Here is a 1871-nt window from a genome sequence, read left to right on the forward strand (position 1 = left end):
ACAATTATTTTTTCAACAATTATTTTTTCAGTCTTTGTTTTTAATTGTTCTTTAAATAATTTAGCAAAATCAATTTCCTTATTAATGTTTGTGATTGTCATCTTAGATATATTTAATTTTGGGTACATATCCATAATATCTCTTTGTCTTTTAGCACTATCCATTAATTTTCAAAGTTCTATTTTAACACTCAAAATAATTGTTTGATTATTTTTTAAAACATTTTTTTTATTTAATAAAGTTGTTGTTTTGAATTTATTATCTTTTTTATCACGATAACCAAATCTGGAAGCTTTAATTATAATATTGCCAAAGGGAGTTTTTATCATTTTATTCTTTTTTCCTCACAAAATATAACCATTTTTGCCATTACGGTTTTGTTCTCTTAATTCTTGATCAAGGTTTTCATATTTTTCTTTCATTTTTTGTTTTCCTATTAAATTAACATCGATATTTACTTCTTCAACAAATTTTATATCTTTAAAACTATTAAAAACATTTAACATATACCTATTATTCCTTTTAATCATTAAATTAATGATTCAAAACGAATGTCAGCAATAATCTAATTTAATTTTGTAGAAAATAATTGATGGTAAAATAATTGATGGTATTAATACTTTTACCATTATCAAAATATAAACACTTACAAAAACGAAAAAATTATGTAAAAGTTTTATTTTTATATAAAAATCAGATAAAAACCATAAATTAAATAAACATATTATCTAAGTAATATTGTTTTTGTTTTTCTAATAAACTTAATTGTTCTTTAATTAATTCAATTTTTCTATCAATAATAGTAAAAAAATGTGCAATCTTAGTTTGTTCTTTGTAATTAAGTGAAACAAAAATCTCAATATTTTCAAAATAATTTTTATTAATCATAGGAAGTGTTTGTGCCGAAGAATAAGATTTTATTTTTTCAGTATTATATTGAAATAAATAATATACATATTCAACACCATCTTTTATTGAAGAAATAGAATTAATTTGTTGATTGAATGATGTTATAGTTGTTGTAATACCAATATTTCCAATTGTACCTATGCATGAAAATAAAATTGATTTTTCTTTTACTATAGGGTTTTTTTTACTTGCCATTAAAGAAATTTTCTTTTTAGAATTTGTTAAATATTTTTTTGTCATATCTGGAATAGTAATCCAAAGAACATCATTTAATCAATTTTTTTCATTTTTTGTAGAAGGTGTTTTACCAGTTTTAATATTACCTAATTCTTTTATTTTTTTACTTTTTCATTCATCATTAAATCCTTTAAATCTAATTTTTGGATAACTTTTTTCATTTGCAAACATATTATTTAAGTAATATTGTTTTTGTTTTTCTAATAAACTTAATTGTTCTTTAATTAATTCAATCTTTCTATCAATAATACTAAAAAAGTTTGCAATCTTAGTTTGTTCTTGTAAACTAGGTATTTTAAAAATAAATTGATTAATTATTTCCTTAGAAAGGTTGGGCTGTGTTTGTTTTATAATAAATTTATTTAATTCTTTTTTCTTAAATTTAAGTAATAAATAATATAAGTATTCTGTTGAAAAATATAAATTATTAATTTCCATACAAAAAAAAGCTTGACTAGTAGCTAATGGAATTTTGTTGATTGTTGGAAACCCAACAGAAGCATATATAGAGTATATTAATGAATTTTTTGGTACTAATCAAGCACTAGAATTTTTAAGTCCTTTTTTAGTTATTGTTTTTTCAGTTTGAAAAATGTTAACATCTTTAATTGATAAAAATGATATTTCTCAAAATGATATTTCTCCATTATAAAAATCTTTATTTTTTGTACTTGGAGTTCCTCCAGATTTACCCTTATTATAAAACTTATTAAAAGTTGTTTTAT

At 20.2% G+C, this 1871-nt stretch carries 1 protein-coding gene and 1 pseudogene; both read right to left on the bottom strand.

Features of this window, described 5'->3' with window-relative positions; all coding sequences use genetic code 4:
- Positions 1–506, bottom strand: a pseudogene (locus C6B38_RS02825) (hypothetical protein); the annotation flags it as partial.
- A 205-nt stretch (positions 507–711) separates the two neighbouring features.
- On the bottom strand, positions 712–1871 hold a 1160-nt coding region (locus C6B38_RS02830; RefSeq protein WP_105298580.1), incomplete at its 5' end, for a restriction endonuclease subunit S.

It is taken from the genome of Spiroplasma sp. ChiS (genome assembly GCF_002968355.1).
Taxonomy (GTDB): domain Bacteria; phylum Bacillota_I; class Bacilli_A; order Mycoplasmatales; family Mycoplasmataceae; genus Spiroplasma; species Spiroplasma citri.